Origin of the sequence: Nostoc sp. DedSLP03, from assembly GCF_034530815.1 — a bacterium.
Taxonomy (GTDB): Bacteria; Cyanobacteriota; Cyanobacteriia; order Cyanobacteriales; family Nostocaceae; genus Nostoc.
The window spans coordinates 1-5,621 of sequence record NZ_JAVRCK010000181.1; the positions used below are offsets into that span (position 1 = coordinate 1).

At 38.5% G+C, this 5,621-nt stretch carries 4 protein-coding genes and 1 pseudogene; all 5 read left to right on the top strand.

The window, feature by feature from the left end; all coding sequences use genetic code 11:
* Positions 1–454 precede the first annotated feature (454 nt).
* Positions 455–2,074 carry an ATP-binding protein gene (locus RM368_RS37730; protein WP_322698803.1) on the top strand — a complete coding sequence of 540 codons (1,620 nt, stop codon included), beginning with the start codon at positions 455–457 and terminating at the stop codon, positions 2,072–2,074.
* Positions 2,075–2,077: 3 nt separating this feature from the next.
* The gene (locus RM368_RS37735; RefSeq protein ID WP_322698804.1) at positions 2,078–2,593 is read left to right on the top strand and encodes a DUF192 domain-containing protein; all 516 of its coding nucleotides are present in this window, start codon (positions 2,078–2,080) and stop codon (positions 2,591–2,593) included.
* 467 nt (positions 2,594–3,060) lie between these two features.
* A complete protein-coding gene (locus tag RM368_RS37740; RefSeq protein WP_190900036.1) occupies positions 3,061–3,666 on the top strand; it encodes a hypothetical protein in 606 nt (201 codons plus the stop codon).
* A gap of 169 nt (positions 3,667–3,835) precedes the next feature.
* Complete coding sequence (locus tag RM368_RS37745; protein ID WP_069074926.1) at positions 3,836–4,150, top strand: hypothetical protein; 315 nt, start codon at positions 3,836–3,838, stop codon at positions 4,148–4,150.
* Between the two features lie 322 nt (positions 4,151–4,472).
* A pseudogene (locus RM368_RS37750) lies at positions 4,473–5,582 on the top strand (hypothetical protein); the annotation flags it as partial.
* Positions 5,583–5,621: the final 39 nt, after the last annotated feature.

Sequence of the window (5,621 nt, forward strand, 5' to 3'; positions counted from 1 at the left end):
CTTGATTGAGAAGTAGGGTTTGAATATCGGAAAAACGATGCTTTTGTTCTAACCATAACAGTAAAGCAAGTACATAAATCTGGTTTTTATTAAGATTGAAACTCATAAAAGCACACCTAATTTTGCACAATCTTTTGTCAATATTTTAATAGATGAATAAGGTTAAAAATCAATTTATTAAATATATTTATTTTATCTACCAGCTAAATATGGCAAATATTACATACGAAAAATAGTTGAGATTTAAATATTAATATGAATTGCAATTTTCTGATAATATAGCGTTTATTTTAAGTAAAATTGCTCACTCAGATAATGCGGATAAATTAAGAGAGAATGGCATATTGTAGTCAAAAAGCAAGAGGTAAAAGTACTGTATTTTTCAATACTTTTGTCTGTGGAAACAATTTTTTATAACTTTTATTATCAGGATGACCAACAAATAAAAAAACCGATGAATACTGCGCTGATAGAGCAAGTATTTGACCTGATAAAACTAAACAATCCTTTGATTGCGATAGAATCTCCACTGCAAGAAAGGGCAAGACTACTGAAAAGCATTGCTAGGAAATGTCAACAAAAGCACGTTTTATGCTATCTGTGGACACTATCAGACGATCAATTACATCAGTTAGAGGTTAATGGGCAGGACTTGATTTTACAACAAGTACTAGAGTATCAGCCGATAACCAAAAATAAACGCGAAGATTACTTTGAGATCCTGCGATTTTGGAAAGCTACTGAAAAAGAAGGCATTTTAATATTAGAGGGGATATTTCCTTGGTTGGGAAACTCAACTACTGACCCGGATTTTTTCTTAACCGCCGAATGGATTAAGTCTGCCCTTATAAATCTGAAACTTGACAACCGGAACTCAAATAGAACAGCTATCCTGTTGGGGCCAAACGCCAGTCTTTCATCTGAAATTACCGCATTTGTGCCGACGATTACACAAGAACTGCCAACAGTTGAAGAAATCAGTAATTATCTACAAGGGGTATTGCCAAAAAACTATAGTGAAAAGGAAATCCATGAGATCGCCCTTGCTGCTGTGGGGATGTATTTAGCAGATATTGAGTATGGGATTAGTTGGGCTACAGCTTCTTGTACCAAAGCCCAAGAACTGACAAAAAAACTTTCTCTTTACAAAACTGACCTGCTCAGGCGAGTTTACAATATTGAGTTTCTCCAGCCCCCAGCAATTGAAGTTGGCGGACTGGACTTGATGCAGGAATCTTTTAAGACATATAAGCGCTTATTAACGCCGTTAGCTAAAGCATATAATCTTCGGCTACCCAAAGGTATTTTATTGATTGGGCCCCCAGGCACAGGTAAATCTCATTCAGCGAAAGCTTGCTCCCAGCGATTGGGGATTCCGATGATCGTTTTAGAGTGGGGCAGTTTTCGTAGTTACGGCAACATGGCGGAGTACAAGCTAAAAAACTTGCTGGCACTAGTAGACAGGATTAACCGTGTAATTCTATACCTAGACGACTTTGACAAGGGATTTACTCTCGATGATGATTTGTCCCGAAGACTAGCAGGGATGTTGTTAACCTGGATGCAGGAAAGAAAGAGTGATGTATTAATTATTGCTTCTGCCAACAACATTGAATGGCTACCACCAGAACTGACTAGAAGCGGGAGATTTGACGACATTTTTAAGGTGGATTTACCCAATAATGGGGAACGACACTCGATTTTTAAAATTCATCTCGCTAGATTTGATTATCGGTTCCGTGATAGAGATGGGTTCAGCGATGAAGAATGGCGTAGACTGCTCAAAGCGACCCATCGCTGTGTGGGTGCGGAAATCCAAGCAATTGTGGAAAGGGCGGCTATCTCTACTTTTTGCCTGATGTTCACAGACGATGTTCCACATATAGGTGAACTGCCGCCGCTAGAAATTAGACTTGAAGCATTATTGTCAGCGAGAAATAATATGAATCCTCTGGCAATCCGGGAAGCTGAACGGATTGAGGGTATGCGAAACAAAGCTGATTTACAAGGTTTACCGTCCAGTCCCCTTGACTCAAGTATATATAGTGCCGGCAATGTCAATATTTTTGGTTAAATTATGCAATTAGTCAAAATTCCCACCACAATCGACTTATATGCTGCGGCTTACAAACTGTTAAATATTCTTGGCCCAATTGCGGGAATATCAATAATTGTCGCTTCATCAACTATCGCCTACTTGCAAACTCGTCCCCAGCATTTACCCACAAAGCAGATGCTCACCTACAATCAGCGGACATTCAAGTTGGAAGTAGCCACCACACCTGTTGAATTAGAGAAGGGGCTGAAGTTTCGCAATCATTTGCCCGGCGATCGCGGGATGTTGTTTAATTTGGGCAAGGAATACAAAAATGTCCCCTTTTGGATGGAGCAAGTAAAAATCCCCCTAGACATCATTTTCATAAAGGATAGTATGGTGACGACGGTGATTTACAACGCTCCACCCTGTGCAAAAAATCCTTGTCCAATTTACAGGGGCAGTGTTGCTACTCAGGTTTTAGAACTGCCCTCTGGTACTGTTAAAATTCAAGTCGGCGACAAGCTCGACATCCAGCCTTTATCGGTTCCATACTGACCAAGCCCCGTTGGAGCGGTTATGAATTCACCGCAAACGAGTCGCACTACCCCCAATACGGTTCGGTGAAAGGTATTGGTTTTGGATACATCCTTTACCCAATACCTGCAAAGCCATTCCCCAGACCACAAGGAAAGTGAAAAATGCTTATCTGAACCATATTCGCACCACCCCACACCCTCCTGCTTGATGAGAAAACCAATAAAGGGAAAAAAGTCAATAGGCTATCTGGCGCTTATTTTTCTAATTTTTCTTAATGAATACAAAATTGTATACCTATATAATTTAAAATACTGATAATAAACAGCTATAACATCTATATAAGCAGTCTAGTTGCTATATTTACTGTGAAATAGATTGTATTAAATATTCTATGTAAGCAAAGGTACGGTTTTTTTTAGTACTTTAGTTTGTAGGTTTTGTGGGTGAAAGCTCGAATAATATGCGTATCGTTTTAGGAGAACGAAATGCATACTTACGGCAACGAGACTGAAAGGTTTGTTAATACCGATACTGCTGCTGTACTGGCTTCAGGAAAAAAGAACAGCACGATAACAAATAGCACACTAGTGCTAATGGGAACGACGGGTGCGGCAATGATTGTGTCGATGTCAGTCCATAACATCCTCTTAGGTGGATTGATGATTGCTACGGCGATCGCTATAGCACTACCAAAGCAATCTCAAGCTCTGTTGACTAATTTTGAGCAGATACAACGCAAGTATGGAGTCAATCTTTATGCGGTGTTGTTTACGATTTTGACGGTTGTTTGTCTACTTGACTTTGCTTCCTCGCCAGCCGATGCACAGTTTTTTAACACTGCTCAAACCTGGATGACTAATACCTTTGGTAATGCTGGGAACGGACAAACACAAGCAGTTGTAGCATTGTTCTTCAACGTATTAAGGGGTCTGTTCTTACTCTACGTAGGCATCAGCCTAGTCCGGGTTGTTCAAGCGGCCCGCAACGATGAAGATTGGCAAACATTAGCCAGAACTCCATTAATTATTGTCCTTTCAGTTTTTGTAGGAGATTTAGTTACTGGCTTGATTGTTGGTGGAGGTGCGGCATAACCAAGAGTAAACAGTTATCAGTAGAGAGTGATGTATTTATCTGCATCGTCAGAGTCCCCCATTTCTCACTCATTAGTAGGTAACAGTTAGGGTCAAACTATTTGACTGAAACTGTGATAACTGATAACTGATTTAATACAGTCTTTTCATGCTGAAATAGTTTGAGATCATGAAAAATGAAAATAAATTTCGGACTGTAAATAGAATTTTGGGAGACAGACCCAGATTAGGCCCATTTCCCGCCGACCAAATTTTTCCTTGGTCAGTAATAGGAGTAGTGAATGTATTTGTTGTTTCTTATACATTTCAAGCTGGATGGTTAGCAACTGGATTAAGTATTGCTTGGGGATGGGCAACATGGTGGGTAGTTTCTACGAATAAAGATTTTTTGGGAAAATTTATCGGCGTACCACGAATTAGCAGAGGTTATATGCCTTTTAAAACATTGAAAAAGAATACAAAAATCAGAATTAAAAGGGAATAGGGAACAGGCAACAGAGGAATTCCCAGAATTAAAGAAGTAGGTTGAGAGTCAAAATTCACTCCGTCAGGGGCGATGCCCTGAGCTTGTCGTAAAGCCTGCGGCATAGCTACGCTTAGGGCGTAGCTTCTCCAAAAGTTGGGTCATAATTCAGGAATGTAATAGACCGAAAAAGCGGTGCTTCGTAGCATCTCCGGCTCTGCTCCTGAATTATTCTTGAATTTCTCATTTTCTACCGTTCCCACTTAAGAGTTAAGAGTTCCCTGTTTTATAACAGTAAATAAATTGAATCATCCACCAATCGTAGATAATTTGTGCCTTCATAATGAAAACTCCGAAACAATCTAAATATCCAGATAAATTAGGTAAGAAAAAATTAGAAAAAGAGCAAATTGAGTTTGCTAAAGTCTTGACTCCCTTTGAGGACATTATTCATTTAGCAGGGATTTGCAACTTGAATTTAGGCGGGAGAAAAGGCATAGGTGCATTGATTCTCAAAAAAGGTGAATTTATTCAGATTAAATTTTGTTTTGATTGTTTAGGGATTCATCCGAATTTAGCCAATGAACAAATATTACCGATATTCGAGGGGATAGAAGCCGGACTTAAGGAAATCCCAGATCAAGAATCAATGACCATACATTTTGGTTCATTTACTTCGGATTATGAACGGCAACAAGAACTTAAGCAAATTGAGAATACTTGTTCAGTCGAACAACTTAAACTATTGATTCGTAGTGAAAGATTACGAATCAAAGGATTAACCAAAAGTGGAATCCGAAAAAACAAATTCTTGAGGTTATGGTGTACTTATACTGTTGCTTCTGATGAGGAACGAAATCAAGATTTTGTTGAGTCTATTATTAAACAATTGGAGAAATTCTGGTACAAATTTACTGGAGAGATTCACTACATTAATAATACCAAGATTGAAAATATTCTGCAAAATTCATTTAATGATGGTTTTCAATCATGGGAGAATTTGCTTAGTAATAAGATGAAATTAGGGATTAAAGCTTTGAGTCCTGAAGAACTCTGGACGGTAATCTGGCAGCAATTTAACCATTCTCCACCAACAGCAATCCCAAATCCCTTAAAAATAGATGAAATAAATGGACTAATTGAAACCCAAACAAGTGATTTTCACATCCGGCATCATTTACTAGAAGATGAGCAGTCTTTACCATTTTTGGATCGTCAATGGGTAAAAATCCAAGATAAATATATTGGAGCGCTGAATTTTAGTCAAAAACCAGGGGGCTGGATAGACGAACAGGGACAACTAAGATATCTCTGGTCACTGATATCTAGAGATAGGATTTTCGATACTGAAATCATCTGTCAAGTTACGAAAGCTAACCAAGGAATCACAAAAACTAATCTGCAAAGACTAACTAAACAATCGATTACTTCTACGACATTAGGGATTTCCAAAGAATAAATTATTCCAAGAAAAACAAGAAATATGTTTTCT

Excerpts from the sequence above, each read along its gene's own strand:
- RM368_RS37745 (WP_069074926.1), top strand. The coding sequence starts at position 3,836 with ATGAAAAATGAAAATAAATTTCGGACTGTAAATAGAATTTTGGGAGAC.
- RM368_RS37730 (WP_322698803.1), top strand. The coding sequence starts at position 455 with ATGAATACTGCGCTGATAGAGCAAGTATTTGACCTGATAAAACTAAAC.
- RM368_RS37735 (WP_322698804.1), top strand. The coding sequence starts at position 2,078 with ATGCAATTAGTCAAAATTCCCACCACAATCGACTTATATGCTGCGGCT.
- RM368_RS37740 (WP_190900036.1), top strand. The coding sequence starts at position 3,061 with ATGCATACTTACGGCAACGAGACTGAAAGGTTTGTTAATACCGATACT.